This window comes from Candidatus Saccharimonadales bacterium (genome assembly GCA_035758565.1).
Taxonomy (GTDB): Bacteria; Patescibacteriota; Saccharimonadia; order Saccharimonadales; family UBA10212; genus DASTXL01.
On record DASTXL010000001.1, the window covers coordinates 386,107 to 411,616 of the forward strand.

30 protein-coding genes are annotated in these 25,510 nt (G+C 48.6%); 11 read left to right on the forward strand and 19 right to left on the reverse strand.

What is annotated here, in order from left to right; genetic code table 11:
• Positions 1-61: 61 nt before the first annotated feature.
• On the reverse strand, positions 62-2,662 hold the full coding sequence (secA, locus tag VFT49_02210) for a preprotein translocase subunit SecA (GenBank protein HEU5004880.1): 2,601 nt from the start codon (positions 2,660-2,662) through the stop codon (positions 62-64).
• Positions 2,663-2,778: 116 nt separating this feature from the next.
• Entirely contained in the window at positions 2,779-4,077 is a 1,299-nt protein-coding gene (gene serS, locus VFT49_02215) for a serine--tRNA ligase (protein ID HEU5004881.1), read from the reverse strand.
• A gap of 91 nt (positions 4,078-4,168) precedes the next feature.
• Here serS and VFT49_02220 point away from each other — a divergent pair, with 91 nt between their 5' ends.
• Entirely contained in the window at positions 4,169-4,753 is a 585-nt protein-coding gene (locus VFT49_02220) for a hypothetical protein (GenBank protein ID HEU5004882.1), read from the forward strand.
• Here the strand turns inward: VFT49_02220 and VFT49_02225 are convergent.
• The 3 genes from VFT49_02225 to VFT49_02235 form a co-directional block, all read right to left on the reverse strand.
• Complete coding sequence (locus VFT49_02225) at positions 4,740-5,561, reverse strand: PD-(D/E)XK nuclease family protein (protein HEU5004883.1); 822 nt, start codon at positions 5,559-5,561, stop codon at positions 4,740-4,742. The genes VFT49_02220 and VFT49_02225 overlap by 14 nt on opposite strands.
• A 224-nt stretch (positions 5,562-5,785) precedes the next feature.
• Positions 5,786-6,103 (reverse strand): YggT family protein, encoded by a 318-nt coding sequence (locus VFT49_02230; protein ID HEU5004884.1) that lies wholly within the window; start codon positions 6,101-6,103, stop codon positions 5,786-5,788.
• 204 nt (positions 6,104-6,307) lie between these two features.
• Entirely contained in the window at positions 6,308-6,700 is a 393-nt protein-coding gene (locus tag VFT49_02235; GenBank protein HEU5004885.1) for a metallopeptidase family protein, read from the reverse strand.
• A 162-nt stretch (positions 6,701-6,862) separates the two neighbouring features.
• Here VFT49_02235 and VFT49_02240 point away from each other — a divergent pair, with 162 nt between their 5' ends.
• The 3 genes from VFT49_02240 to VFT49_02250 all read left to right on the forward strand — a co-directional run bounded on the left by VFT49_02240 (position 6,863) and on the right by VFT49_02250 (position 8,623).
• Positions 6,863-7,297 carry a hypothetical protein gene (locus tag VFT49_02240; GenBank protein ID HEU5004886.1) on the forward strand — a complete coding sequence of 145 codons (435 nt, stop codon included), beginning with the start codon at positions 6,863-6,865 and terminating at the stop codon, positions 7,295-7,297.
• Between the two features lie 101 nt (positions 7,298-7,398).
• On the forward strand, positions 7,399-8,079 hold the full coding sequence (locus VFT49_02245; GenBank protein HEU5004887.1) for a Crp/Fnr family transcriptional regulator: 681 nt from the start codon (positions 7,399-7,401) through the stop codon (positions 8,077-8,079).
• 64 nt (positions 8,080-8,143) lie between these two features.
• A complete protein-coding gene (locus tag VFT49_02250) occupies positions 8,144-8,623 on the forward strand; it encodes a YbhB/YbcL family Raf kinase inhibitor-like protein (GenBank protein ID HEU5004888.1) in 480 nt (159 codons plus the stop codon).
• Here the strand turns inward: VFT49_02250 and msrA are convergent.
• The 12 genes from msrA to frr all read right to left on the reverse strand — a co-directional run bounded on the left by msrA (position 8,620) and on the right by frr (position 19,395).
• Complete coding sequence (msrA, locus tag VFT49_02255; protein ID HEU5004889.1) at positions 8,620-9,186, reverse strand: peptide-methionine (S)-S-oxide reductase MsrA; 567 nt, start codon at positions 9,184-9,186, stop codon at positions 8,620-8,622. The two genes, VFT49_02250 and msrA, sit on opposite strands and share 4 nt — an antisense overlap.
• A 227-nt stretch (positions 9,187-9,413) precedes the next feature.
• Positions 9,414-9,728 (reverse strand): DUF427 domain-containing protein, encoded by a 315-nt coding sequence (locus VFT49_02260; protein ID HEU5004890.1) that lies wholly within the window; start codon positions 9,726-9,728, stop codon positions 9,414-9,416.
• 230 nt (positions 9,729-9,958) lie between these two features.
• Positions 9,959-10,537 (reverse strand): DNA-3-methyladenine glycosylase, encoded by a 579-nt coding sequence (locus tag VFT49_02265; GenBank protein HEU5004891.1) that lies wholly within the window; start codon positions 10,535-10,537, stop codon positions 9,959-9,961.
• Positions 10,537-11,715 (reverse strand): hypothetical protein, encoded by a 1,179-nt coding sequence (locus VFT49_02270; protein HEU5004892.1) that lies wholly within the window; start codon positions 11,713-11,715, stop codon positions 10,537-10,539. Before VFT49_02270 ends, VFT49_02265 begins: the two co-directional genes overlap by 1 nt.
• Before the next feature lie 5 nt (positions 11,716-11,720).
• Positions 11,721-13,229 (reverse strand): lysine--tRNA ligase, encoded by a 1,509-nt coding sequence (gene lysS, locus VFT49_02275; protein ID HEU5004893.1) that lies wholly within the window; start codon positions 13,227-13,229, stop codon positions 11,721-11,723.
• 52 nt (positions 13,230-13,281) lie between these two features.
• The gene (gene greA / locus VFT49_02280; protein ID HEU5004894.1) at positions 13,282-13,728 is read right to left on the reverse strand and encodes a transcription elongation factor GreA; all 447 of its coding nucleotides are present in this window, start codon (positions 13,726-13,728) and stop codon (positions 13,282-13,284) included.
• Between the two features lie 87 nt (positions 13,729-13,815).
• Positions 13,816-15,063 carry an aminoacyl--tRNA ligase-related protein gene (locus tag VFT49_02285; GenBank protein ID HEU5004895.1) on the reverse strand — a complete coding sequence of 416 codons (1,248 nt, stop codon included), beginning with the start codon at positions 15,061-15,063 and terminating at the stop codon, positions 13,816-13,818.
• A gap of 30 nt (positions 15,064-15,093) precedes the next feature.
• Positions 15,094-15,858 carry a CPBP family intramembrane glutamic endopeptidase gene (locus VFT49_02290; protein HEU5004896.1) on the reverse strand — a complete coding sequence of 255 codons (765 nt, stop codon included), beginning with the start codon at positions 15,856-15,858 and terminating at the stop codon, positions 15,094-15,096.
• Between the two features lie 7 nt (positions 15,859-15,865).
• Entirely contained in the window at positions 15,866-17,044 is a 1,179-nt protein-coding gene (locus tag VFT49_02295) for an RIP metalloprotease (GenBank protein HEU5004897.1), read from the reverse strand.
• Between the two features lie 41 nt (positions 17,045-17,085).
• On the reverse strand, positions 17,086-17,769 hold the full coding sequence (gene uppS / locus VFT49_02300; protein HEU5004898.1) for a polyprenyl diphosphate synthase: 684 nt from the start codon (positions 17,767-17,769) through the stop codon (positions 17,086-17,088).
• A complete protein-coding gene (locus VFT49_02305; protein HEU5004899.1) occupies positions 17,770-18,822 on the reverse strand; it encodes a polyprenyl synthetase family protein in 1,053 nt (350 codons plus the stop codon). It lies immediately after the preceding gene.
• A 9-nt stretch (positions 18,823-18,831) separates the two neighbouring features.
• The gene (gene frr, locus VFT49_02310) at positions 18,832-19,395 is read right to left on the reverse strand and encodes a ribosome recycling factor (protein HEU5004900.1); all 564 of its coding nucleotides are present in this window, start codon (positions 19,393-19,395) and stop codon (positions 18,832-18,834) included.
• 145 nt (positions 19,396-19,540) lie between these two features.
• Between frr and VFT49_02315 the strand changes: the two genes are divergently transcribed.
• From VFT49_02315 to VFT49_02325, 3 genes are all read left to right on the forward strand, one after another.
• Complete coding sequence (locus tag VFT49_02315; protein HEU5004901.1) at positions 19,541-19,915, forward strand: hypothetical protein; 375 nt, start codon at positions 19,541-19,543, stop codon at positions 19,913-19,915.
• A gap of 26 nt (positions 19,916-19,941) precedes the next feature.
• Positions 19,942-20,715: a CDP-alcohol phosphatidyltransferase family protein gene (locus VFT49_02320; protein HEU5004902.1), complete on the forward strand. Its 774-nt coding sequence runs from the start codon at positions 19,942-19,944 to the stop codon at positions 20,713-20,715.
• A 257-nt stretch (positions 20,716-20,972) separates the two neighbouring features.
• A complete protein-coding gene (locus VFT49_02325; GenBank protein HEU5004903.1) occupies positions 20,973-21,464 on the forward strand; it encodes a hypothetical protein in 492 nt (163 codons plus the stop codon).
• A 142-nt stretch (positions 21,465-21,606) separates the two neighbouring features.
• On the opposite strand, the gene tsf is transcribed toward VFT49_02325, so the two are convergent.
• On the reverse strand, positions 21,607-22,209 hold the full coding sequence (gene tsf / locus VFT49_02330; GenBank protein ID HEU5004904.1) for a translation elongation factor Ts: 603 nt from the start codon (positions 22,207-22,209) through the stop codon (positions 21,607-21,609).
• Entirely contained in the window at positions 22,209-22,961 is a 753-nt protein-coding gene (rpsB, locus tag VFT49_02335) for a 30S ribosomal protein S2 (GenBank protein ID HEU5004905.1), read from the reverse strand. The genes tsf and rpsB overlap by 1 nt, the downstream gene beginning before the upstream one ends.
• 254 nt (positions 22,962-23,215) lie before the next feature.
• Between rpsB and VFT49_02340 the strand changes: the two genes are divergently transcribed.
• The 4 genes from VFT49_02340 (at position 23,216) to prfA (ending at position 25,509) form a co-directional block, all read left to right on the forward strand.
• Entirely contained in the window at positions 23,216-23,566 is a 351-nt protein-coding gene (locus tag VFT49_02340; protein ID HEU5004906.1) for a hypothetical protein, read from the forward strand.
• Entirely contained in the window at positions 23,563-23,880 is a 318-nt protein-coding gene (locus VFT49_02345; protein ID HEU5004907.1) for a hypothetical protein, read from the forward strand. The genes VFT49_02340 and VFT49_02345 overlap by 4 nt, the downstream gene beginning before the upstream one ends.
• A gap of 162 nt (positions 23,881-24,042) precedes the next feature.
• Positions 24,043-24,399: a type B 50S ribosomal protein L31 gene (locus VFT49_02350; protein HEU5004908.1), complete on the forward strand. Its 357-nt coding sequence runs from the start codon at positions 24,043-24,045 to the stop codon at positions 24,397-24,399.
• A gap of 63 nt (positions 24,400-24,462) precedes the next feature.
• Entirely contained in the window at positions 24,463-25,509 is a 1,047-nt protein-coding gene (gene prfA / locus VFT49_02355) for a peptide chain release factor 1 (protein ID HEU5004909.1), read from the forward strand.
• Position 25,510: the final 1 nt, after the last annotated feature.

Below are 25,510 nucleotides of genomic sequence, written 5' to 3' on the forward strand. Positions count from 1 at the left end.
GTTACTTTTCCTGCAAAATTTAAAATGAATTTCTGTCATTATATAAGCGTTTCCAGATTAACTACTTACGCTTTTTCTTTTTAGCCGCAGGTTTCTTCTTGCGTTGGCGCTCAGCTTTACGGGCTTTTTTGCGTGTATTATGCAAGTGAGCTTGCTTAGCAAGTTCATCGCGCTGCGGCGTAAAGTCGTTTTCTTCGTACTGTTCGGCTTTTTGAATTTGGCTGGCATTATCAACAGAACCGCGAGCTGCGCGGGTCAGCTCCGTCTCTACCGCCTTAGTCAAAGTAGCTTCGGCATCAATCGGTTGCGCATGGGCGATAGCCCGAACAATTTCATGTCGCAAGGCTGCCTGCATTTCATCAAAAATACGCTGGCCTTGACGACGATACTCAACTAGCGGGTCGCGCTGACCAACGCTAATCCAGTGAATACCTTCGCGCAGGTGGTCCATGTTTTCTAAGTGCTGCATCCATAGATTGTCTAAGACCTGTAAGAACACATCGCGCTCGACTTTGCGCATAACTTCCGGGGTAAACTTCTCTTCTTGCTCTTTATATTGTTTGGCGGCGGCCTTTTCTAGAGCGGTCTGGAATTTATCGGCTTCGGTATCAAACAGCTTATCCAGAGTTTTTTCGTCCAGCGGGAATGTCTCGGTTAGGATTGATTCATATAGCTCGCTAGTTGATTCCGGGTGGTTAGTCAGCCACTCCACTTCTTCGTTAATCAACTTTTTGATACGAGGACTGATGTCTTCGGCGCGCAAAACTTCGCGGCGCATAGCGTAAATTGCTCGGCGATGACGGTTCATAACGTCATCGTACTGGACGACGTTTTTGCGCTGGTCAAAGTTAAAGCCCTCTACCTTCTTTTGGGCGCCTTCCAAGCTCTTGGTAATCATGCGGCTTTCAATCGGCGTTTCATCATCGACTTTGAGCCGATCCATTAGGCTGGCAATGCGGTCACCGCCGTAAATACGCATTAGGTCGTCTTCGCAAGAAACGTAAAACTGTGTCATGCCGGGATCACCCTGGCGTCCGGAACGACCGCGCAACTGGTTATCGATACGGCGCGATTCGTGACGTTCAGTACCAAGCACGAACAAACCACCAAGTTCTTTAATGCCTTCGCCTAGCACGATGTCCGTACCGCGGCCGGCTATGTTGGTCGCCAGCGTTACCGCTCCCTTTTCACCGGCTTTGGCGACAATCGCTGCTTCTTTCTCGTTGTTTTTGGCGTTCAAAGTTTCGTGCGGTACGCCGGCGTTTTTGAGCAATCTGCTCAAGTGCTCGTTCTTTTCGATACTCACGGTGCCGAGCAAAACCGGCTGGCCCTTTTCGTGCAAGGCTTTAACTTCCTTGGCAATAGCCTTAAACTTGCCGGACTCTGTCTTATATATACGGTCGGGCAAATCCTGGCGAGCAATCGGGCGGTTCGGCGGTATTTCTACTACATCTAGCTTGTAGATTTGATGGAACTCTTCGCTTTCGGTCATGGCCGTACCGGTCATACCAGATAATTTTTCGTACAATCGGAAATAGTTCTGGAAAGAAATAGTGGCCAGCGTCATGGACTCTTCTTGGACCTCAACGCCTTCTTTAGCTTCAATGGCCTGGTGCAAACCTTCGTTATACCGCCGGCCACGCAAAAGACGACCCGTGAAGTCGTCGACTATTACAATCTCGCCCTCGGTAGTTACCACATAATCTTTATCTCGGTGGAATAGAACCTGGGCCTTGAGCGCTTGCTCTAAGTGATAAATGGTGCGCAGGTTCTCAGTGGCGTAAAGATTTTTGATGCCAAGGATTTTTTCTACCAGTTCAATGCCGGCGTCGGTCAAAACTACGCTTTTGCGCTTCTCGTCTTTTTCGTAGTGCTCGGTTTCTTTAAGACTGCGGACAACTTTGGCAAATTGAGCATAGGCCGCGCCACTCGCGGTAGCCGGCGCGCTAATGATCAAAGGCGTACGGGCTTCGTCAATAAGAATGGAGTCGACTTCGTCCACGATGGCATAGTGCAGGTCGCGTTGGCGCAGCTGATCAACTTCGCGCACCATATTATCGCGCAGATAATCAAAGCCAAACTCGTTGTTTGTACCGTAGGTAATGTCGGCAGCGTAAGCTTCCTGGCGAGTAGCTGGCCTAAGATGGTGCATGCGGGCATCAAAGTGCTCTTTGTTTTCGTAGGTCGGATCATATACATAGGACTGATCCGGAATAACCACGCCGGTAGTTAAACCCAAAAAGCCATAAACCTGACCCATCCAGCCGGCGTCGCGTTGGGCCAAATAATCGTTAACTGTCACCACGTGCGCACCTTTGCCTTCTAGCGCGTTCAAATAAACCGGCAATGTAGCCACCAATGTTTTACCTTCACCGGTTTTCATTTCGGCCACGTTACCTTCGTGCAATACCATGCCGCCAATCAATTGAACATCAAAGTGATATTGACCGAGCGTTCGCTTGGCGGCCTCACGCACGGCAGAGAATGCTTCTGGCAAAAGTTTATCCAGGCTTTCGCCCTTGGCAATACGTTCTTTAAACTCTTTAGTCTTAGACTTCAGTTTGGCATCCGTTAGCTTCTCGTATTCTGTCGACAACGCATTAATTTCATTAACGCGCTTTTTTAGCCGCTTAATAGTTGCGGCTTGCGGATCACCAAGCACACGTTTTAGAGCCTTTGTATTTATAGTAAGCGCCAAGAATCTCTCCCTCTTATAATCAAGAAAAGTTAACCTTATTATTTTAGCCTAAACTCAAATCAAAATCTAACCTCTAACAATCAGATTTCAGTTCGGCCGCCCATATAGGGCTGCAATACTTTAGGAACTTTTATTTTGCCTTCTTTGGTTTGATAGTTTTCTAGGATAGCCAGCAGCGGGCGCTGCGAAAAAGCCGTAGCGTCATTGTTGTGAGCGATTACTAGCTCTCCGTCTTTGCGACGAACGCGAGTATTCATTCCGCGTGATTGATAGTCGCCAATGTAGTCTGCTGTGTGAGTTTCGCGGTACTTGCCTTCGGATGGGAACCATGCCTCAAGGTCCATACCGCGAGCGTTCGGACGGCCAATATCCGCCGTGCATTTGTTCAGCAGATGGTACGGAAGTTCTAACTGCTGCATCAAATATTCTTCTATGGCCACCATGAAAAAGTGCTCGTTCAAAGAGTCTTCTGGCGTGGTAAAGCTTTCCATTTCGAGTTTGTCGAACTGATGCAGGCGCATCATGCCCTCGGTGTCTTTACCATACGTGCCTGCCTCGCGCCGAAACGCAGTCGTATAGCCAACATAGCGCAGCGGCAAGTCAGCCTCGCTCAAAATCTCGTTCAAATACATGGGCGCTAGTGTGTGCTCAGCGCTGGCGTTTAGCCATAAATCTTCGTCTTCAATCTTATAGGTCTGCTCCTGCTTATTTAGGCGGCCAGTTGCCTCGAAGGCTTCGGTCCGAGCCATCGCCGGGGGTAAAACCGGCACGAATGGTTTTGACGAAACATTTTTAAGACCAGCGCCCTTGATGATTCGCTTTAGAGTTTCTTCGTTTGTCAAAACATCAAAACCGTACTGCATTAACGCAAACTGCAGACGAACCAGCTCGCCCTTAACATACACAAAGCGGCTGCCAGCAATTTTGGCCGCTCTTTCCTGATCCAACCAGCCACGCTCTTTGGCGATCTGGTAGTGGGCCTTGGGCTCAAAGTCGAATTCGGGCTTTTTGCCCCAAACTTTAACCTCTACATTTTCGTCTTCACTAGCGCCAACCGGCACATCGTCGGCTGGCATGTTGGGAACCATTTTAAGTAATTTGAGAAACTCTTCATTAACCGGCCCAAGTTGGTCTTCTAGCTGAGCTAGTTTTTCTTTAAGCTCTTTGCCTCGCTTGATATCTTCGTCGCTCGGCTTACCAGACTTTAGCTTGCCAGCTAATTCATTCCGCTCTGCCCGCACGGTCTCGACTTCGCTTGTCAGCTTGCGCCGACTTTCATCGACGCTCAAAAGTTTGCGCACATCAACGTCGTAGCCTTTTTGCTTGGATTTTTCGGCCACCAGTTCGGGATTCTCTCGGATAAAACGGATATCTAACATGCTTTAAATTATACCTTCTTTAACGCACTTTTTGCATTTTGGTTTTATCGGCCTATAATCTGGCTTAAAGGGTAAGCATAAGGATAATAAAGTGGATAGATTAATAAAGCACGTAAACCTCTGGGTAGTTATTTTGATAGCCGTGCTGGTTGGACAGTCTTTGGTGCTAGCCATTGTGGTGGACCGCCTTGACGCATTGTGGACGCAGGTTAATGAACCCGAACCAGGCAGAGAGATGACATTTGAGACTAGTCAAATGATACATAACGCTGTTTCTGGGATTTATACGCGCCCTAGCGTGGATGCTCCCACCAACAGGCTCTACTTCCCTGATCTAAGGATATATCTGCCATATAACGAACAGTCTAAACAAATAGTCTACGATTACATGCCAGCCTACAATAAAGTCCCGGGCGAAGTCACCTTAAACTCCAACACTACCGTAAATATAGTTCCTCTGTCTTTTAGCGACATCTCTTGCATGCAGGGGATGGTCGACGTAAGCATAAATAAGGCCCAGGGCAATCCTCAAGCTACCGTAAAGCTAGCCGATGGTCGTACGCTCTACATGAAAACTCACCCGGCAAAGGAAGATGTAGCTCACTGTAACGACGTCTGGGGAGACTTGGGGCCTACCCAGATGATGGACTTATTTAAGCAGGCTAGGTCTTACTAGCAACTTTTTTAGCGGATTTGGGCTTGGCAGATTTCTTTTGCAGCGCTTCAACAGTAAGCATTGTTCGACTGCGAGCATAATCGCAAAATTCACAAGGTTTGGACGGGTCCATAACATTTTTGCCTACCTCTGGCATGTCGTCCGAGTCCAGGCATTCTTTCATTTTGAAAATTGTCTGCTCCACCCAGCTGTCGTCGCCTTCATAGTCTAAGAGTTTGGTCTTGAACTCTAGTTTATCGCCGAATTTGTCGGCATCTAGCCGAGCATTGGTGTAAAGAAAATAGCCGACATTTTTAACCTTAAAAGCATTGCTGCGCAGTAACCATTGGTAAACTTCGATTTGGCGTTTATAGCCAATTTGCCAACCAGCATCCAGACTTACTTCACCGGCTTTGGCTGTGGCTTTATAATCAACTACTACTAGCTCGTCAGTTTCCAGATCAACCCAAATATCGTCAACACCGCCAGTAATCAATAAGTTGGTCGGCTCATGCAAAAAAGTTACTCCGCGGCGTAACGCATCGCGCCATTCATCCATTTTCTCGTGCTTAAATGGAACTAGCTTGAGGCCGTATGTTTCACAAATCGGATGGGCGGTTTGTGTTTCCCGATGGACATCGAACTCTTTTTTATAAAGTTCGTCTATAGCGCTATTGATGCGAAAAGGAGGGCTGCTTGGCCGCTTAATTTTCAGCCGGGCGTCCAGCCAAAAACACCGCGGGCAATTCAAAAAAAGATCGATTTTGCTGCGGCTGACCCGGTAAGGCGCTGTTTGCCCCGGCTTATAAGGTAAAGATCTCTCTCTCATATTTTTTCCCTTGCGAAGAGCAGCTCTGGCAAATATGGTGAACCATTTGCCGGCTCTGGTGAGAAACCCAGAATGGGTGTCTCATAAGGCGTTAGCTGCCTATAAGGTTGGCTTCGTTCGTACCCCATTACTAATAGTTTAACAGGCTTATGCAAATATATGCGGCCATTAAAAATACCGAGCTCTTTTTAGGCTCGGTATTTTGTTTGTTTTATATATGGATATTAGCGGCGGCCGCTTGGAGTCCAGCGGGCAGCCAGGCTAACCAAAAGATAGCCAGCAGCTACGTAGACTGCCATAGCGAACAGGGCTACCCAGTCGACATACCAGTTGCCTGGAGTGTGAGTTGGGTTTGGGAATACACCGCGGAAAGGCGCCAAAAGCGTATCCGTTGTGCTAAACGCCCAATGAACGAACCCGCCACCAGCGTTGGTGAAGAAAAACTTCAAGACAACGCGGAGCAAGAGCAAAAGCTCTGTTAAACCGACAAACAAGTTAACCAAATGGCCAACAGCCTGCCTGTTTGCTTTGTAGAGATCCATATGTCCTCCTTAGTTAATAAGCTCATCATATGCCCGCTTCAGCAAATTTTCAAGTTAGATTTCTAACAAAAGCGCACTTATACACAACTCCTCCTGAGGACAAACCTAGCGGTATTCCCTTAACGCGCCTTCTGGAGTAAATCCAGATTCGGCTTTTATGAGCCGAATCGGCGCTACTCTTTTTCCCTAGCCTGTAAAAGAAACCTACTTTTCGAGTTCGTGAATGCGTTCGTGATTTAGGCCAAAGTAGTGCGCGACTTCGTGCCACAAAGTGTGGCGGATATTTTCGTTCAGCTCGCTTAAGTTGGCGCTTTCATTCAAAAGAGGTTTTTTGAATAAAGTTATTTTATCCGGCAGTATTTTCGTCGCGCCACCACGAGCCGGCAACGGCACTCCCTCATATAAACCAAGCAAGGTTTGATCATTGCGCAGCGCTAGTTTTTCCCGTTGCTCGCTCGTCGGCTCGTCTTCATAAAGTATGGCAACATTGCCCATACGTGCTTTATATTTTGGCGCGATGGCTTCCGCCGCCTCGGCAATTAAGTCTTGGAACTTTTCGTCTGATATTTGCATCACTATAAGAATAACATTGGTCATTGCACTTGTGCTTAATAGCTAAATATGTTGTTTTGTAATTTTTTATACGCCTGAGCTGTTAACTTGCTCGCTACTGTCTTGTAAAAGCCCCTACTGTGCGCATACGCGTCGTCGGCTACAGTAAGGTTTGTATGAGCAACAACAATGTTTTGGGGAGTTCTTATGACTATAAAAGTTACCGCTCTTTTGACCAGTGCGTCCGTTGCGCTGATGTACGTACTTAGTGCTGTGATTCCAAATGATCCATATTTCTTTTTAATTTCGAGCAACATAGCCGTAGCTATCGGCAGAGTATTGCTAGCCGCTATTTTGGTACAGTTAGTCTTTAGAAACAAATTCCGTACAATATACGGGCACGTTGCAAGTTGCGCGGCCGGCTGCGTGTTGATAGGCTTCGGTATAGCCGGTATTGTAATCGCCCCGCTAGATTATTCTTTGTTTAGTTATATAAAGCCGCTAGATTATATTTTTATGATTGGTAGCGGGCTTTTATTAACTCACGCTGCATTAGGCTACGAGCGCGGAACCGAGCGTTTGCCGCGCCTGAGCCGGCCGCGCAACTTGCAACTGCGTTTATTCTCTACTGGTCGAGCTTAATGCAAATAGATTTGTAATTAAACCGACAGAACAAGCGCACTTTTAAGTGGTTAAATCTAGTTAATTTCCGATGATGATCATAAAAATTAACTGGAGCTTCCATGAAAAAATCCCCGTACGAGATCAACGTAGAGAAATTATTTAGTGGCGCCCGTGTCCGCAAGTTTCCTAAAAACCAGATAGTTTATTATCAAGGCGATCTGCTAACGCAAGTCTATTTAGTAAAAGAAGGCCACCTCAAAGCCTATACGATTTTAGACTCTGGCGATACGCGCACCATTTTACTCCTCAGTCCCGGCGATATTTTTCCTCTAACTTTTTCGGTGACCCTCGATTGGGAAAAGTACCGGACCAAACATTTTTACCAGACGCTTACTCCGACGACTTTGGAAGCTTTGGAGGTAAGCCAGCTAAAAGAAAGGGTCGATAACAATCCGACTATGATGGAGACCTACCTTAACTACTTGGCCGCTTCTAACCAAACGGTGATAAATCAACTAGAAATTATGAAAAATAAAAAAGCCATCGATAAGATTGAGTTTTTGTTGCCTTATTTAGTTATGAAGCTTGCCGACAAGATCGGGCCAAATACTTATCGCCTGCGGATACGCATTAGCCATCAGGAGTTCGCCGACCTCTGCGGCGTAACCCGCGAGACCACAACGGCGCTTATAAAACAGCTAGAGCGAGCAAAAATACTAGACCAATCCAGCGGCCACTGGATTCTGCACGTGGATAAGCTGGGTGGACCATTCGAGGAAGATTACAAATATTCAGAGTAAAAATTAACTGACTATATGCTGGGCGCCCGTCTAAGATAGCTAATGTAAGGTTAGGAGAGATTTAATGGATTTACAAAATGAAGCGCCTGAGTCTGACTTTCAAATTATCAGCCAGGTATTTAGGGATGGCTCACCTATTCCGCCTCAATACACCTGCAAGGGTCAAAATGTTAGCCCGCCATTGAATTTTCTGAATGTTCCAGATGGGGCCCAATGCTTGGCACTTATTATGCACGACCCGGACGCGCCGGTTGGTGACTTTACTCATTGGCTAGTTTGGGACATCCCGACATCGACCGAAACAATTGCCGCCAACAGTATTCCAGTCGGTGCCGTGCAAGGAATGAACGACATGGACGAGGTTGGCTACACAGGACCTTGCCCGCCCGCCGGCACCGGCACACATCGATACGTATTTGAGGCTTACGCTTTAAGTGCAGCCTTAAGCTTGGAGTCAGGCTCTAATCGCGCCCAGTTGCAGCAAGCCATGAGCGGTAAAGTTGTGGCCGCTGCTACGCTCGTTGGCACTTTTGCCGCCGATTAAACTGGCGCGTAATCAACGTGACACGCGCCGCGGCCGGTCTTTTCTGTAAATTTTTGGTGATACTCTTCGGCGGGCCAGAACTGTCCAGCAGGTTCCAGTTGGGTAACTACTTTGCCGGAGTATTCTTTTTCGTTTAATTCATTTATCATCTGCTGCGCCTGTTCTTTTTGTTCGTTGTCACTATAAAAAATAGCCGAGCGGTAATTATCACCCACATCCGGCCCCTGCCTGTTAAGCTGCGTTGGATCATGCAGCCTAAAAAAGTGCTTCAAGAGTGTTTGGTAGCTAACTTTACTCGGATCGAATTCTACTCGCACCGCTTCAGCGTGACCGGTCGCGTGCGATAGCACATCCTCGTAGGTCGGGTGGCTCTTGTGCCCGCCGGCGTAGCCAGCGGTTGTCTTGGTAACTCCTGGAACTTGGTCAAAATAATACTGCACTCCCCAAAAACACCCTGCCGCAAAAAGCGCAACGCCACTAGCCGCCCGACCCTGTTGCCCGGCAAAGCCGGCCATACCGGCAGGCTCTTGGCGCACTGCGGCGTCAGAAGCTGCGGTGTTCATTCAAAGTACCTGCATGTACGTTTCATTGCGCTCCTTACTTCTTCCTTGCACTTACACCCAAGCTCGTGCGTTGCTGAATCATCATCTACCAATTACTCTCTTACTCTTGCGACTTCGGAGAGCAATAGATTAGTACAATACAAGGAAAGGATGAAGCGTGGAGCGAGCCGTATTTATTGATACGGTGAGCGAGCCCTGTAGTCCTTGACGACGTAATGTGCAATCTATTATTCTCCGACTTTGACGTCTTTCCAAAAGGCTATATAGCCACTAAAATCTTTGCCCGAACTATTTTTTACTATTTCTATAGCACTGGGCTTGGGATTTGGATAAGACCAGGCATTGTCTTTCGACCAGTTATCGCCCTCGCCAACATCATAGTACTGGCATTCGCCTTTCCATGGACAAGTGTAAGGTGTGTCGCTTTTTCTTAAAAATTTTTGATTAACTGAACTTTCCGGAAAATACCAGTTACCTTCAATGTAGATAAGTTCTTTTCTATCGGCTTCAGCAATGGTTTGGCTGTTCCATATTGCTTTCATGCTTTTTATTTTATCGCCTAAAAGCCCAAATCTAAAGTAGCGAACCTGATGATCTTCTTCATCCTCGGCGCCACTCTCGCCAATCGGTGTAGTAAGGGCCTTTAAAATAACCCGGCTGCTCGTTTAACGGCTGTTTCTGTTTGACGCGCCTCATAAAACTGCCTCCTTTCTATCTTGCAAGCTTAGAATAGCTAGTAATAGGCTCAATTAGCTATGAATCTACTCACTTTTTACGGCTTAGATACAAACTTATTGCCATTAATGTAAAAACGAGCGTCGACTTCAACCGCCTTGCTAATACCAATTCTGGGGCCGATCACAATGTCTTCTTTCTTTATGATTTCCCAAGGGCTTTCTAGTGAGATACTTGACTTGTTAAGTTTTTTGCCAGAGAACTCCGTCGACTTAATACCGAGCGCTTGGGCTAATTTACCTGGTCCGTTAGTTAAATTTTTTATGTCGGTAATACCACGGTTTTTTCGCATTATTTCAATTCCCTCTAAGGGCTCGGCGGCACGGATTAGCACCCCCTCTCCTCTACCCGCCGGACCAGTAACTATGTTAAGTGCGTAGTGCATGCCATAAGTAAAATAAACATATATGGTGCCGCCGGCTTCGAACATCGGCGCCGTCCGCCTAGTTAATCCCCTAAAGCTATGGCTGGCTGGGTCGTCCTGATGATAAGCTTCGGTCTCAACTATTTTCGCTTTTATAATCCCACGCGGAGTTTGCCGCACTAATTTCCAGCCCAGCAAAAGCGGTGCCGCTTCACTCGAGGGTAGCTTTAGAATTTCAGAAAGATGATTCATTAAGAGTATATGTAAGATAGAGCCGCGCGCTTAGCGTAGTCTTTATTATCTGAGCCATGGATATTTTGCTCAATGTAGGAGTCAATAGCGTGAGCCGGTGCTCCGTGTCTGGCCATGTCAAGCGCATGGTTAAAATGAGTAAGGTTTAAAGCCTCCTTCACGACGATGCGGCTGCTCTTAAAAGTAGCCCCAGCGTATTGCTCGGCCTTTTCTAATTGATTACTGGCAATGAGCAACCTTGCTATTTCCAAAAAATCAGGAGTTAGAGCTGCTCTCATTAAGTTCTTGCCATAAGGGTCTGAGGAGTAAAAATTAATGGTGTCTAGGGTATTGCTCAAACAATCACCTTCGCGAGTATTGATAATATTTCTAGCTTTTCTAAGGACGGCATCATCAAGAATTTTTTTAAGCTTCTCTGTTCTTTTTGATTTACCAATGCTATTAATGTGGTAAATGGCTTGCTCTATCTGCTCTGTGCGAATACATTCTTCTATGAATTCTAGATCGGGCTTCGCCTCGCTATCGCTCCTCAACTCCCGCTGAGATTCATTGGCCCGGGCGCCAAGCGTATTCATGGCAGTATCCGCCTCTTTTTGGAGAGCCTCTATTCTCTCGCGGGCCAGCGCTCTGAAATGATCAAATGCCTCGTTTATAATGTCGGGCTGTATTAAGCCAGGCTCCAGCGCTCTTTCGGCAGCTTCTTGAAGACTCATAGATAGAATTTTGTCCAGTTCAGCCATTACTTCCGGGGCAAAGTCTGCCACATCTAAACCGTCTTCTGCGAAGTCGCCGAGCTGCGCTCGCAATGCTTCCATTAACGGCTTACGATATGCAGCCACCAGCTCACACGGTGGCACTTGGTCCTCCAAGCTAGCTGGCGGCAAAGTTAACTGAACATCGGGAGAAGTCAGCTCACGAGTGGTGGCGTAGGCGAATTGCATCCTGACGCTGTAGTGGCATTGCTTCAGGACTTTGGACATAGATCCCAGAAAAGCCAGTTCAAGGTTCAACTCATTAACAGGCTGGCCGCTATCTTCTAGCATCTGCCTTCCCTCAAGAACTATCGCGTTAAGCTCTTCAGCCACAGCCTCCTGAAAAGTTTCTTGTCTTTCTGCGGCTAGATCTAGTTTTCGTGATCTTATTTCGTGGTCACTGTTGCCCAAAAAACTTTCGGTCATATTGTCTACTCAAACTTTAAGTCTGGATAAATCCCGCGGGTGACGTCATCGACATCGTAACGCAGCTGCGGGAAAGGCACGCCTTCGCGAGCAGTGACTCCCTCTAGTAACCAAAAAACCCGCTCAGAATGACCCCAACCGCAAGTTGGCGGCATACCATATTCCAGCATTTCTACGTAATCTATATCAAGCATCTGGGCTTCTTCGTCACCGGCGTCGCGCATAGCTTGCTGTTCGCGGAAGCGAGCCAGCTGGTCTAGTGGATCATTCAGCTCGCTATAACCGTTACCGAGTTCGGTACCGGCAATTACGGGCTGGAAACGCTCTACGGTTTCTGGACGCTCTGGATTCTTTTTGGCCAGCGGGCTGATAAATAGCGGCGTATTAATTAACCAAGTCGGACCTTCTAAGTCTTTTCTGATGTTCTTCCAGAGTTTGTCTATGCCCCGAGCTTTGTTGTCGGTCTTTTCGACCACTAACTTATTGTCGGCTAGGGCTTTTTTAACGTCTTCTAGGCTGCAGTTATAAGGATCAATGCCATATTTTGATTCAATAGCCTCGGCATAATCAAGCTTTTGCCACTGCTTATCGAGGTCCACTTTAAAATCGCCTATTTCAAACTGCATTTTGCCAAAGGTTTTAAGCGCAATGTATTTAAACATGTCTTCCATAAATGCCATACCATCGCGCCAGTCGGCGTAAGCCCAGTACCATTCCATGGCTACGTGCTCAGGCAGATGCTCGTCGGTGTAATGTTCGTTGCGAAAGCGCGGACCGATATCATATACCTTTTCGTAACCGCCGCCAATTAGTTTTTTGAGCGGTAATTCATGACTAATGCGCAAGTAAAAATCCTGGTCTAAAACATCCATGTGGGTTTTAAAAGGTTTAGCATCAGCCCCGCCGGTTGTGTGCTCTAAAACTGGAATATTTACCTCAACAAAACCATGTTTATTCAGATATTCGCGGTTAGCTTCCCAGAATTTGCTGCGCCGGATAAAACGCTCGTAGACTTCCTGGTTGGCATTAAGGTCGACGTAGCGGCGGCGAAAACGCTCTTCTTTATTAGTCAAACCGTCTCTGCCCGGCAGCGGCCGCAAGCTTTTAGCCAGCAATCTGAGCTCACTAACCTGAACTGATATCTCGCCAGTTTGAGTCTTGATAACAGGCCCAGTAGCCTGGATAAAATCTCCACTGTTTAATAGGCCGATTTCAGAAAAATTAAGCTGGCTTTTACTGTGGTCGGCTGCCGGCATATTTGTTTCCGTCAAGAACAACTGGAGCTGGCCGCTATGGTCTTTTAAAACAATGAAGGCAATCTTACCAAAGCTGCGAATACCAGTTACCCGGCCAACGACACTGACTTCATTGCCGGATAACTCCTCGAATTTCGGAGTTATGTCGCCAAGTAAATGAGTCCTTTTAGCGTGGGCGGGGTATGGATCGATGCCGAGCTTCTTGATTTCTTCAAGTTTTTTCAGCCGCTCGTCGCGATAGTCTTTCAGAGTTGCCATATAAATAGTAGTTTATATTCTTTGGTATCTATTATCAAAGAATAGCGTAAAGTTATGAGATGTCAGTAATCTTGTAGGAGACCGAATTTATTTCGATCTGGTCACCAACTTTTTTGCCCAGCAAAGCTTTGCCAATTGGAGCCTCGTCGGATAGTTTACCGTTCAAGGGATCGGCCTCCATGGTGCCCACAACTTGGAATTCCTTAGTGGTGCCGTCGTTTTTTAGCTTAACCACCGAACCCAAACGTACCTGGCCGTCGCTTTTAGGTTTCTTGATAACCTGGGCGTTTTGCAAAATGTGGTCTAGCTCGGAAATGCGGGATTCTAAGCGATCTTGCTCTTCGCGGGCAGTTTGATACTCGGCGTTTTCGCTTAAGTCACCTAACTCACGAGCTTCTTTAATGCGGTCAGCAACAGCCACACGCTGAGACATTAAACCTTCAAGCTCACTTTTAAGCTCGTCTAGTCCGGATTGGGTCAGTTTAAACTGTTTTTTCATGATTTACTAAAACCTTGTCTTAAAAAAATAACCCCAAGTTCCCCACGAAAGAACTAAGAATGTCGCTTGATTATAGCAAGCCAAGATTTATTTGCCTAGTACTTGGATTACAGAAGTTAAGCCGACAATTTGAGTCTCTTCTGAGCTGCGCGATTTAAGCTCAAAACCGCCGCTCTCAAGAGATTTAGCACTAACCACTAGGCGGAATGGCAGACCCAATAAATCGGCGTCAGCAAACTGCTCGCCAGGCCGCTCGCCTCGATCGTCGTAGAGCACCTCGATGCCAGCTGATTTAAGCTTTTCATAGGCTTCGTCGGCTGCTTTTAATATCGCGGGATCATCGCCCAATCGGCACAAATAAACATGATACGGGGCTACATTCACTGGCCATACCAACCCGCGCTCGTCGGCAAACTTTTCAGCTATAACACCCATAAGTCTAGTGATCCCGATGCCATAAGACGCCAAGTAGACTGGCTTCTCTTGCCCTTCGGCGTCGCTAAAGTAAACGCCCATTTGCTGAGCCTTATCGGACCCAAAGTTAAAAATGTTACCTACTTCGGCGCTTTTGACCACTTCTAGTTCGTCTTTTGAAATGTTAAGTTCCTTGATAGCTTCATCTAGAACTTCTTCGTTTACAGCAATATTTCGGCCACGATGCAAGTAAAGAACATCTTCGCCAGCATCACAAATGGTCTGGAACTCATGACTGAATTTAGTAAACGCGCCACCGCTCGCGAAAGTTACGAATGTTTCCTTGCCAATGCCAAGCCGTTCGTAAACTTTTTTGTAGGCTTCGATAACTTTGTTGTAGTAATCATCCAGATCTTCGGCCGAAGTGTGCAGAGAGTACATGTCTTTCATGACGAATTCGCGGCCGCGCATTATGCCGCTTTTGGCCCTAAGTTCGTTACGCAGTTTTGTTTGGAATTGGTAAACGCTAGCTGGCAAGTCTTTATAACTCTGGATGAACTGCTGCATCATGGCCAGAATTGGTTCCTCATGACTCCAGGCCAAGCCCAACTCACTTCCATCCTGCAAATGAGTCTTAAACCAAACGTCTACGACCTTTTCGTCCCAACGGCCGGTTTTCTGCCAGATATCCGGTCGTTGCAGATTGGTCATTATCAGCTCTTGGCCGCCAATAGCATTCATTTCTTCGCGAACAATTTGTTTGATGTTTTCCAGCACCTTAAAGCCGAGCGGCAAATAATCATAAACGCCGGCCATTTCTTTATGCACAAAACCAGCGCGAATCAATAATTGTGCGTTAAGAGATTCTTCGTCAGCCGGTGTTTGCTTGCGAGTAGAAATAAATAGTTGGCTTCGTCTCATATCTTGATTTAGTTTACCTAGAAAAGTCCGCTAGTGGAAGTGAACACCAAAAGCGACCAGATTGTTGAGCATGTGCACTAATATTCCAGCATAGAGCGCACCAGTCGATTCCCTAAGATAAACCAGCACCAACGAAAGAACAAAAGTATCGATGCCAGCGGCCCAAAGCAGTGGCGCACCACCACCAATTTCTAGATGGGCAATTCCAAACAAAATGCTGGTAACAATTGCCGCCGGCCAAAACTTTAGCCTGGCTCTTAAGCCCGAAAATAAATAACCACGAACCAGCGGCTCTTCGCCAAGAGGCGGCACAATCACCAGAGCTGCGAAAGCCAGCAGATTATCAGTGGTGGTAGTTATATTGTTAAAACCCAGATCCTGTTGCTGATTGGTGTTAACATTGGGCAAAAATACACTGACTAGCAGGCTGGCAACTATAAGTAGTCCGTAAAATACGGTGAAGCCAATCAGGGCTTTGAATACGTCGTCCCAAATCGGCCGGCGGCCAAGTCCTATGAATCTTGGCGGCAAACGACGGTTTTTAAGACTCAATAAAACTAGGGCTACCGCCAGACCTTCGGCGAGTATGACATAAAAAAATTGCCCAGCCGACGAATTATCAAGCAGGCCGGCCACATTGATATGGGGGTGCATAATCGACAAAATCAACTCAACTATAAAAGCAGCCAGAATTTGACTAAAGAAAAAAATGACTAGCGTGTTGAAAATTAGCCAATACGGACCGCCCAGGTCTGCCCTGTCTCGGCCCTTAAAAAGATTTAGCTTTGTCTTCATGTTTCCTCTAGAAGAATCGCCTGACGTCTACAATGGTTATTAAAACCATCAAAGCCAGCAATACAACCATGCCAGCGCCGACGATTTTTTCTTCAGTCTCCGGAGCGAGGGGTTTCTTAAAGATGCCGCGCGACACCAGCATCATAAAGAGCCGTCCGCCATCCAGAGCCGGTATCGGCAAGACATTCATGAGTGCCAAAGTCAAAGATATAAGTGCGATTAAAGCAATAACAAAATTAAAGCCCAGGCTGCCGCTGTTCCAAAGAACATCCATAATAGCCACCGGACCGCCAACTTGGCTCTCGGCTGCTGTTTGACCATTAACCCTGGCCGCGTGATTGCCCGTAACCAATCCAGCAATCAACGATCCCAGCCCGCCGATTGCGTGGCCCAGGCCTTGAACGGTTAACCAGACAAGTTGACTGGCAAAACCGATTGCCGTAAGCGGAGCGCTCCAGGTTGAGCGCTGAATTGTAATCTGATTAGGCGACACTCCTAGATAACCCTTCTGGCCGTTGCTGGCCTCAACTTCTTTAGCGCCCAGAAGCTGCACGTCTTTGGTCTCTATTTTTCCGCTGTGCTTATAAGTCAGCGTCACTTTTTTGCCGGCAAATCGAGTAGTGGCGTCATGGAGTTGCGAAGTAGTATTGATGTTATCGTGCTGATTCTTGTAGCTAACCGAGGTAATAATATCTTGACTGGATAGTCCAATCTTTTGGGCCGGCGAGCCGTCGATTACAAGACCAGCTTCTACTTGCTGTTGAATAACGTGCGTATCGTTTTTAATAGTGAATTGATCTTGGCCGTTATAGTCTTTACTAATCAGGACCGGCATACCAACCCAGCCCAAAATTGTTAAGAGAACAAGTCCAATTAAGGCATTCATGGCTACGCCAGCCAATAAAATTTTGGTCTTTGAGCCGAGAGCGGCCGCGCCAAAACTACCCTTGGCGGTATCGTTATCGTGCTCGCCTTTAAGTTTCACAAAACCACCCAGCGGCAGCCAGTTAACGCTTAGTAGCAAGCCGCTTTTTAGACGGCGGCCGTAAGCTCTCGGCGGAAAACCTAAGCCGAACTCTTCGGCGTCAACGCCGTTTCGTCGAGCCACAATAAAATGGCCCCATTCGTGACCTAAAATCAAGCCTATGAAAAGAATTACGGCCAACACAAACAGAGCTATTTGCATAAGCTAAATTGTATCACGCTAACCTGATAATAATCTGTTAGCTAAGCTCCATATCGGCGCTGGCGATTGGCGAACTCGTCTAGTGCGAAGTCAATGTCTTCGGGAGTAAAGTCGGGCCAGTGCTTATCTAGAAATAGCAGTTCAGAATAGGCTGCCCTATAGAGCATGAAGCCACTTAGTCGCTGTTCGCCAGAGGTTCGGATAATCAGATCCAGTGGTGGCACTTCCGGCTTGTATAAGTAGCTTTCAAAGGTTTCTAAGTCTAGTGAATCTGCATTAATTTTTTGTTCAATTATCGCCTTGGCCGCATCTACTATTTCCTGCTGCCCGCCATAATTGAAGCATAAAGCCAGAGTCCCGCCGGTATTGCCAGCTGTTTTACTCTCGGCCTGCTCAATGGCTTTGAGAACCGGCTTTGATAGTTTATCGCGGCTGCCAAGAATTAAAATCTTGATATTATCGCGGTGAAAATCGTCTAAGTATTCTGTAATTGCCCGCGTAACCAAACGCATCAAAAAGCCTACTTCTTCTTCGGTACGCTTCCAGTTCTCGGTAGAGAAAACAAAGGCGCTAAGATACGGGATTTTCTTTTCTAGAAACGTGTAGCGTGAAAGTTCATAAAAGTTCTTGTAACCGGCCAGGTGGCCGTCCATTGGTTTTTTGCCCTGGGCGCGCGCCCAGCGACGATTGCCGTCCATAATGACGCCTATATGCTGTGGTTTCACCTATTTATTCCTGCTCGTAACATAATCTATTAAATCTGATAAAAAATCTTTGGCGGCCTGATCAAAACTACTGGAAGTGATAGCTTTTTTAGTCTTAGTAGAAAACTCTTGGGCTTTGGCCTCTACGGCAGAACGAGCGCCGCAATTTTCGACAATTGCCTGTACTTCTTCAAATTCTGATTGACTTAAGTGCTGGTTCCCCAACGCCTTGCGCACTAAACCTGCGTTTTGATGGCCTGCACGCTCCAAAGTATACAGCATTAAGAGCGTAAATTTACCTTCTTTTAGATCGTCTTGAGCCGATTTACCCGTTTCTGTTGGATTGCCAAACAGGCCTAAAAGATCATCTTGCAACTGAAAAGCCACACCGGCCGGCCGGCCAATCGATTCTATTTCCTTCATAAAGTCTGGCTCGGCTTTGCCGGCTAAAATAGCGCCGAGCTGCAATGGGCTAATGAAGCTGTAGTAGCTGACTTTCATCTCTAGTAAATGGATAATTTGTGCCTCGGTAGCTTGAACTTTTAGGTCATTATTCAAATCATCCATTTGCCCGTAAACCGTAGCTAAGATATTCCTATGCAGGACCTGCGATGCCTGGCTTAAACGAGCCGGCTCGGCCTCAATTAAGCTCAAGATGTACGAAGCTAGATGCTCGCCCAGCAAACCAACATTAATAGCCATCATGCTGGCCAAATACTCACTGCTTTTACCTAGTTCGGCAGCCAACAGTCTATGGACCGTTGGCTTGCCTCGACGCTCTGGCGAACGATCCATAACATCGTCAATAATGCATAGATAACTTTGAACCAGTTCTTGGGCAATGGCGGCGTTAATAATAGAGTCCGAAGACTCACCGGCTAAGCTTTCGTACGCAAAAAGAGTCAGAGCACCGCGCAGCCTCTTGCCTGGCCGCAAAGTGAACTCTTTTAAGTACCCTAGAAGTTTAAGTTCGTAGTCATTAAGCTCCAGACCGCCCGCCGAAAGATCCGATTCAAAAAAATCAGCCAAGGCATTGTCGATCCGCTGGCGATAACTTTCGAGCTGGGACTGCATGCTAACCCGCTAAACGGTCATTATCTCTTGTTCTTTGGCTTTGGCTAGAGCTTCAACTTCAGCTTTTTGTTTAGCAAGCAGTTCATCTACTTGTTTTTCAAAACGAGCAAGATCGTCTTTGCTAATATCTTTATCTTTTTCGGCTTGCTCGGCGCGTCGGAGTGCCTCGTGGCGGATATTGCGGGCACTGATCATAGTTTCTTCAACTTTCTGGCCCAGGACTTTGACCATTTGCTGTCTGGTTTCGGTAGTTAATGGCGGAATCTGGATACGCACGACACGGCCGTCATCTGCCGGATTTAGACCCAGGGACTGGTTGTTGCGGATGGCGTCGCTAATAGCCTGCAGATTGTTTGGGTCAAAAGGTGTTATTTGTAACAACTGGGCCTCAGGCGCCGTAATAGTAGCCGTGGCTTTCAATGGCATCTGCTGGCCGTAAACCTCAACCATGACATTATCAAGCATACCCGGATGGGCCCGGCCAGTGCGGATTTTGGCTATCTCTTGCTTGAAGTGCTCAGCCGCGGCGTTAAGTTTTGTACGGGCGTCATCAAGAGTTTGGTTTGGATTCATAAAAGAATTATACAACGCCCCGCCCCTGTTTAAAAATGAATAAATATTTTATAATTTAAGACCTAGTCAGTGGAAATCTCCCGTCCAAACTTATCTATAATGCGTGCGGGCCTGCTGGCTTGCACATCAAGAAACGGAGGATTGAGTGCTTCTTCGCACCTACCTGCTGCAAGCGTCAGCGGTGCTGCTGAGCTTCGGTTTGCTGGGGCTCGGCTTGCTCGAAGACTGGTGGCTGATCGCAGACATGCTGCTAGTCCTGGCGATCGCAATGACCGCCGCTGCGGTGCTCGTGGGCAACGACCACGAGATGCGCGTGATCGCGCTCCTCTTTTCCATCGTCTTTTTCGAGGCGTGGCAAGGGGCGCGCTGGCACTACAACGGCTGGCAGCTCGCGGCTGTCGTGCTGTTCGCCGGCATCATCCCGCCCATGACCCTCGTCAACATCGCGGTCTGGCCGGAGATCTGGCGGGAGCGCAAAGCCCGCCGGTTTCCAGAGACCACCAGCCTGAATCTCGTGTAAACGTCCCAACACCCAAAGGATCGGATATGCTACTGTACGCGTTCTTGGGCGGTCTTGCCGTCCTGGCCGTCGCCGCAGGCGTCGGCTTGCAGAAGTACTACATCGGCGGTGTCCGCCGGGCCGTCGGCTGGATCGTCAGCCACAGCCTGCCGGTCTTCGTCAAGCTCGGCATCACCCCGAATCGCATGACCTCCGCAGGCGTCAGCCTGTGCGTGGCCGCCTCTGGGCTGGTGCTGCTCGCCCACTACGACCGCGTGTTCTACTGGGTGGCAGCGGCCGTGTTCTTCGTCGGCGCCATGCTCGACGTGTTCGACGGCACGCTGGCCCGGGCTACCGGAGCGAGCACGCTATTCGGTGGCTTCGCCGACTCGGTGACCGACCGCCTGGGCGAAGGCATGATGCTCTCGTGCATCGGCCTGCTGTTCATGTGGCAACACCACCGGTTCGCCGCCTTCATCATCGGCCCGACGATCCTGGGCTCCTGCTTGGTCAGCTACGCGCGGGCCAAGGCGGAGCAGCTGGACATCGAGTGCCGCGACGGCATCGGCGGCCGCGCCGAGCGCTGCTTCCTGATCATCGCTGGCCTCGTTCTGGCTCCGAAAGGCGCACTGCCGTGGGCGATCTACGTCCTGGCGGGTATCGCCTGGCTCACGGTCGGGCATCGAATGCTGGTGGTTCGCCAGAAGCTCGAGGGCCGCGCCACGTTGCTGAAAGCAGGTGAGCGCTTCGTCGGCCTGCTGGCCGGCATCCTCACCCTGTCGATCGTGATGATGTACTTCGGCATCGACTCGCCGTGGTGAGCGCGCCAGAGCGTGCCAATCCTCCACCCTATAGGCGGGATCCAAAACTCAATGGATCCCGCCTCGCGGCATGGGCTAATTAAGTAGCATTCGCTCGCCCGTGCCGCCTCAACTCCTTATAATCTCATGCAGAGTATTGACTTTTATGTAGTTTTATGCTAATATATCCCTAACCATCAAGCTTATGCTTTGTTGGAGTCCCTCAAGGTATTACTTCCTTGTCAATTGCAGTAGCGAGAGAAAGGAATCAGCTGGCCATGCTGGCTACCTTCATTTCGTTCCACCCGTTCTGGTTCGGGGTCGCGAACGCGCTGATCATCATCGGACTCACCGTCCTGACGGTTATCGTCGCCGCCATCGCGTTCTTCTCGGTGGGATCGAAGAACGGCCCCACACCGTTCGTGCTGTTCGCGCTGTTCTTCGCCGCCATCACGGTCTTCCTCCCGTACTTCCGAACGAAGACTCGCGAGCACACCCATCTTGCCAGCCGGCAGATGACCGCCGCCTACGGCGGCAAGGTGCTCAAGGTGCACGTCAACGACCACAACGCGATCATGCAGCTTCCGGGCTGCAAGACGCCGTTCGTCCACGAGATGCGGCAGTTCAAGAACTACCACTACCGTGGCGGCGTGGTGAACGGCTACCGCTATGCGGCCGACTACCAGATCACCACCAAGAACGGTGACGCTGTCACCGAGCACCATCCGCTGAGCAAGCAGCTGGTGCTTCAGCTCTGCAAGACGGCGTAAGGAAGAACCAAAGAGGCGCCGGTGAGCGTGCTCGCGAGGCAACTCGCGCCGCTCACCGGCAAGCGGCTTTCAGTCGAAGGCCGCTTTTTTAGTACCAAATCAAAATAGGCCCCCATTAAGGACTTATTTTGTTCAGAAACTTTTATTCGTTGACTTCGCCAAGTTGCATGCGAGCAAAGCGCCGAACAACAATGTTCTCGCCCAGCTTGGCAATGCCCTCTTTAACATAATCGCCAACTGTCTGGTCGGGGTTTTTGATAAAGGGTTGTTCCAGCAAGCAGCGCTCAGCAAAATGTTTCTTAAGCATACCTTCTACGATTTGCCCTACCATATTCTCTGGCTTGCCCTCACCCTTAACTTTCTCCGTAAACTCGGCTTCGACGGCAGCCTTAACATCGGCTGGGACATCATCAACACTAACGAATTCCGGTGCACTAGCGGCAATATGCATAGCCACGTCTTTTACCAAATTGGTGAAGTTTTCGTTACGGGCTACAAAATCAGTCTCGCAGTTAACCTCCAAGAGGACGCCTATGCGGTTATCGTGGCTGTAGGTGCCGATAACTCCGGCACGGGCTTCACGCTCACCTCGTTTTTCGGCCTTGGTTAAGCCCTTTTTGCGCATGGCTGCCAAAGCTTTGTCGAAATCGCCATTGGATTCGACCAAAGCCTGCTTGGCGTCGGTAATGCCGACCCCTGTCAGTTCGCGTAAACGCTTGATCTCATCAATGCTGATGTCAGCCATTATTCTTTGCCCTCCTCTTTTGATTCAACTTTTTGCTCGGTTTTGTCGGTAGGATTCTTAGCCTTATTTTTGCCTGATTCAATAGCGGTCTGGACGTAGTCTAGGATCAGGTTGATGGTCTTAGTAGCGTCGTCGTTGCATGGAATCGGATAGTCAATAAGCGTTGGGTCGGCATTAGTATCAACCAAGGCGACAACTGGAACGTGCAGTTTACGGGCTTCACGAACAGCATTGATATCGTTTATTACGTCCACCACAAAAACAGCACCCGGTTTGGCTGCCAATTCCTTGATGCCACCGTACAAACGGTTCATTTCGTCTATTTCTTCAGCGAAGCGCTGGACTTCCAGCTTGTTGTAGCGGCTTTCCAGCTCGCCGCTAATCATGCGGCTCTCTAGGTCTTTGAGCTGCTTGATGCGAGCGCCGATGGTGGCTTGGTTGGTTAACATGCCACCGAGCCAGCGCTCAGTCACGAACGGCATACCGGTTGCAGCGGCAACTTCGCGAATCTTATCTTTGGCCTGACGCTTAGTGCTAACCAACAAAACTTGCTTGCCGGCGGCTGAAGTGTCGGTCAAAAAAGCCAGAGCTTTGTCTAGAGCCTCTACGGTTTTAGTTAAGTCAATGATATGGTTGCCCTCTCGCTTAGAGTGAATGTAGGGCGCCATTTTTGGATGCCAACGGCTGGTCTGGTGGCCAAAGTGCGCGCCAGCCTCGAGCAATTTTTTAATATCTACGTCTGTCGTAGCCATTTACTTCGAAATCCTTTCTCACCGTAAGGTCGCTTGCCATCACGGTCCTATCAAGGTGCCGGTCAGGAGGATTATTTGCAACCCACTGTTTAATTAATACTTAGGTTATTCTACCTCTGTTACCTTTTTTTTGCAACACCTTAAATTCCCTTGAAAGATATATATAATTATGGTAAAATATTGCAGTCACTTAACAGAGGTGGCGCTGGCCTGGCAGCACCAAACCACGGCAGAACCTTGCGAAAGGAAGACGCATGACTTCCTCGCCCATTCAGGTAAGCATCTACCACCACCTCGCCGCAGAAGATCAGACGGCCGTAGCAGACGAGCTGATTCGTCTCTTCAGCTACAAGCCTCCGATCGGTCTCGGTCGGCCCGAAGGCGACGAGTTCAGCATCAACTTCGTCGAGCGGGAACATCCCCTGAACACCACCATCCGGGTGGTTCTGCCGGCGGAGATCTTCAACCAGCTCGTGCCTGGCAAGAAGCCCGACGAGGTCCTGCGCCATTCGCTGAACGTCCGCTTCCACCGCGACGACTTCTACGTCATCGTCACAGGGGTCAACCTGGACGAAGAGGAGGAAGAAGCAGAGGAGTGGGAATGAGCCTCGAACCAATCGAAGTCCAGCACTCCGAAGACCTGGACCCCAACGAGCAGGCGGCGATCGAAAGCGCGGTGCGAGAACTGTTCGCCGAACAGTTTGGCGATCAGCTCGGCATCGAGCCGGATGACGTAGAGGTCAGGTTCAGCCTCGCCAATATTGGGCCGAAGCAGCTCAGGATCTACGCGATTCTGCCCGCCAACCTCGACCTCGGCATTGGCGAAGTGATGTACGGCGAGAGCCTCAATACCATCTACATGGAGCTAGTCAAACGATTCCCTGGCCGGGTGGTCATCATGAGCGCCGAGAGCGGCTAGTTCGCAAGGAGGAGCAGAAGAAACATCGAACTTTGGGGGTTTCTTCTGCTCCGCAGCGCTAAGGGCGCGCCTATTTAGATTTTATATAGAGCGGCGCCCGGCGCCTCAAACCCATATATTATGTTGACCGACAGAGGTGAATAAGATATACTAACTTAGCTTATGAAAAAGAGTTTACACCCAACTGACTATCGACCGGTTGTCTTTCAAGACTTGAACGACAACTCTACTATTGTTGTCCGCTCTACCGCTCCGGCCGAAGAAACTATTACATTAGAAGGCGTTGAATATCCGCTTATCAAGATTCATATTTCTAGCTCTAGCCATCCTTTCTTTACCGGCGAAGAGCGCATCGTCGACGTAGAAGGCCGGGTTGATAAATTCAAGGCTCGCCAGGCTGCCGCTGCCAAGGCCCGCGAAGCCCGCGCTGCTGCCAAACCAAAAACCACCAAAAAGGCCAAATCCGAAGCCCAGAAGCTAGGCGCTACCCAAACTACCAAACCAGCCGCCCAAGAATAACTAAGCATTAATAAAACTCCCTGGCTCTGATTATCCGGGGAGTTTTTATATACTGGAGAAGTAATGCAAGAAGAACCTCTACGAACTGAATACAAGGAACTGCAAGAACGTTTGCAGGATCCTTCTATTTATTCCAGTAAAGATTATCCTCGGCTAGCCAAACGCCAGGCTGAATTGGAGGAGTTGCTTTCGCAATATGATAAAGTTTTTGAACTTGAACAGCAGCTAGGGTTCACTGAGGAGTTGCTTAGCGAACCTGATTTAAAAGAAGATGCCCAGCGGGAAATAATTGATTTGAATATGAAGCTAAGCGAAGCCAAGCAACATCTTTTAGAACTACTTACACCCAAAGACCCTAACGACGAACGCGACTGCATCATAGAAATCCGGGCCGCCGCTGGCGGTGATGAATCCAGTTTGTTCGCTGGTGAACTGTACCGTATGTACATCCGCTGGTGCGAAGTCCACGGGTTTAAAACAGAGCTTGTTAGCGAAAGTCCTAGCGAAGCCGGCGGATTTAAAGAAATATCTTTTGAAGTTCACGGCGCTGATGCTTACCGCAACCTCAAGTTTGAAGCCGGCGTTCACCGCGTGCAACGCGTACCGGTTACCGAAAGTCAGGGGCGAATACATACCAGCACCGTAACCGTAGCCGTGTTACCGGAGGCCGAAGAAACCGATATAGAGATCAAGCCGGAAGACGTTCGTGTGGATGTTTTTCGAGCCAGCGGTCATGGTGGGCAGTCCGTCAATACTACAGACAGTGCCGTACGTATCACTCACCTGCCCACCGGTATCGTAGTTAGCCAACAAGATGAGAAAAGTCAGATTAAAAATCGCGAAAAAGGTATGAAAATTCTACGTTCTCGTTTGCTGCAAATGAAAATCGAGGAGGATCAAAAGAAGCTTTCCGATACCAGAAAGTCTTTGATCGGCAGCGGCGACCGGGCTGAAAAAATCCGCACCTACAACTTCCCGCAGGATCGCATCACCGATCATCGCATCGGCTACAGCCGCAGTAATATTCCGGGCGCCCTAAACGGCGAAATAGAAGACCTGATAGAGAATCTGCAAGCTGCCGAGCACGAGCTAATTCAAAAAGAAGGCTAAC

Bases quoted from the DNA above. Each gene is read 5' to 3' on its own strand.
- tsf (HEU5004904.1), bottom strand. From the start codon at position 22,209: ATGGCTGACATCAGCATTGATGAGATCAAGCGTTTACGCGAACTGACA.
- VFT49_02305 (HEU5004899.1), bottom strand. From the start codon at position 18,822: ATGCAGTCCCAGCTCGAAAGTTATCGCCAGCGGATCGACAATGCCTTG.
- VFT49_02250 (HEU5004888.1), top strand. From the start codon at position 8,144: ATGGATTTACAAAATGAAGCGCCTGAGTCTGACTTTCAAATTATCAGC.
- greA (HEU5004894.1), bottom strand. From the start codon at position 13,728: ATGAAAAAACAGTTTAAACTGACCCAATCCGGACTAGACGAGCTTAAA.
- VFT49_02345 (HEU5004907.1), top strand. From the start codon at position 23,563: ATGAGCCTCGAACCAATCGAAGTCCAGCACTCCGAAGACCTGGACCCC.
- rpsB (HEU5004905.1), bottom strand. From the start codon at position 22,961: ATGGCTACGACAGACGTAGATATTAAAAAATTGCTCGAGGCTGGCGCG.
- VFT49_02320 (HEU5004902.1), top strand. From the start codon at position 19,942: ATGCTACTGTACGCGTTCTTGGGCGGTCTTGCCGTCCTGGCCGTCGCC.
- VFT49_02350 (HEU5004908.1), top strand. From the start codon at position 24,043: ATGAAAAAGAGTTTACACCCAACTGACTATCGACCGGTTGTCTTTCAA.
- VFT49_02265 (HEU5004891.1), bottom strand. From the start codon at position 10,537: ATGAATCATCTTTCTGAAATTCTAAAGCTACCCTCGAGTGAAGCGGCA.
- frr (HEU5004900.1), bottom strand. From the start codon at position 19,395: ATGAATCCAAACCAAACTCTTGATGACGCCCGTACAAAACTTAACGCC.
- VFT49_02225 (HEU5004883.1), bottom strand. From the start codon at position 5,561: ATGAGAGAGAGATCTTTACCTTATAAGCCGGGGCAAACAGCGCCTTAC.
- VFT49_02285 (HEU5004895.1), bottom strand. From the start codon at position 15,063: ATGAGACGAAGCCAACTATTTATTTCTACTCGCAAGCAAACACCGGCT.
- VFT49_02260 (HEU5004890.1), bottom strand. From the start codon at position 9,728: ATGAAAGCAATATGGAACAGCCAAACCATTGCTGAAGCCGATAGAAAA.
- VFT49_02245 (HEU5004887.1), top strand. From the start codon at position 7,399: ATGAAAAAATCCCCGTACGAGATCAACGTAGAGAAATTATTTAGTGGC.
- lysS (HEU5004893.1), bottom strand. From the start codon at position 13,229: ATGGCAACTCTGAAAGACTATCGCGACGAGCGGCTGAAAAAACTTGAA.
- msrA (HEU5004889.1), bottom strand. From the start codon at position 9,186: ATGAACACCGCAGCTTCTGACGCCGCAGTGCGCCAAGAGCCTGCCGGT.
- prfA (HEU5004909.1), top strand. From the start codon at position 24,463: ATGCAAGAAGAACCTCTACGAACTGAATACAAGGAACTGCAAGAACGT.
- serS (HEU5004881.1), bottom strand. From the start codon at position 4,077: ATGTTAGATATCCGTTTTATCCGAGAGAATCCCGAACTGGTGGCCGAA.
- VFT49_02235 (HEU5004885.1), bottom strand. From the start codon at position 6,700: ATGACCAATGTTATTCTTATAGTGATGCAAATATCAGACGAAAAGTTC.
- VFT49_02270 (HEU5004892.1), bottom strand. From the start codon at position 11,715: ATGACCGAAAGTTTTTTGGGCAACAGTGACCACGAAATAAGATCACGA.
- VFT49_02295 (HEU5004897.1), bottom strand. From the start codon at position 17,044: ATGCAAATAGCTCTGTTTGTGTTGGCCGTAATTCTTTTCATAGGCTTG.
- VFT49_02230 (HEU5004884.1), bottom strand. From the start codon at position 6,103: ATGGATCTCTACAAAGCAAACAGGCAGGCTGTTGGCCATTTGGTTAAC.
- VFT49_02240 (HEU5004886.1), top strand. From the start codon at position 6,863: ATGACTATAAAAGTTACCGCTCTTTTGACCAGTGCGTCCGTTGCGCTG.
- VFT49_02340 (HEU5004906.1), top strand. From the start codon at position 23,216: ATGACTTCCTCGCCCATTCAGGTAAGCATCTACCACCACCTCGCCGCA.
- VFT49_02290 (HEU5004896.1), bottom strand. From the start codon at position 15,858: ATGAAGACAAAGCTAAATCTTTTTAAGGGCCGAGACAGGGCAGACCTG.
- VFT49_02325 (HEU5004903.1), top strand. From the start codon at position 20,973: ATGCTGGCTACCTTCATTTCGTTCCACCCGTTCTGGTTCGGGGTCGCG.